This is a genomic window from Streptococcus sp. HMSC062H02, assembly GCF_001813005.1.
GTDB lineage: Bacteria > Bacillota > Bacilli > Lactobacillales > Streptococcaceae > Streptococcus > Streptococcus oralis_S.
This window is the reverse complement of the sequence record NZ_KV811135.1, coordinates 1-420: the sequence shown is the minus strand read 5'-3', so window position 1 is coordinate 420 and position 420 is coordinate 1. Positions and strand designations below refer to the sequence as shown.

Below are 420 nucleotides of genomic sequence, written 5' to 3'. Positions count from 1 at the left end.
CCCAGGCTAAGGCCGATGAGGCTAAGAAGAACATCGACGCTGCGACCACAAATGCAGAAGTCGACCAAGTTAAGACTGATGGAATAACTGAGGTCAATGGAGTCAATCCGCAGCCAGTAGCGAAGCCAGTAGCTAAGCAAGCGATTGAAGAAGCCCTTAAAGCTAAGGAAGCAGCCATTGATTCACGTACCGATTTGACGGACGAGGAGAAGGCTATAGCGAAAGCCGATGCCAAAGCTAAGGCCGATGAAGCCAAGAAGAACATTGATACTGCGACCACAGATGAAGCAGTATCGCAAGCTAAGACTGATGGAATAACTGAAGTCAACGGAGTTGAGCTAACCGCTCAAAGCAAGCCAGCAGCCAAGCAAGCGATTGATGAAGCCCTGAAAGCTAAGGAAGCAGCCATTGATTCACGTA

The 420-nt window shown here is 49.0% G+C and carries 1 protein-coding gene; it reads left to right on the top strand.

What is annotated here, in order from left to right; all coding sequences use genetic code 11:
- The coding region (locus HMPREF2885_RS09505; protein WP_070657899.1) for a DUF1542 domain-containing protein at positions 1 to 420 on the top strand (420 nt) is incomplete at both ends.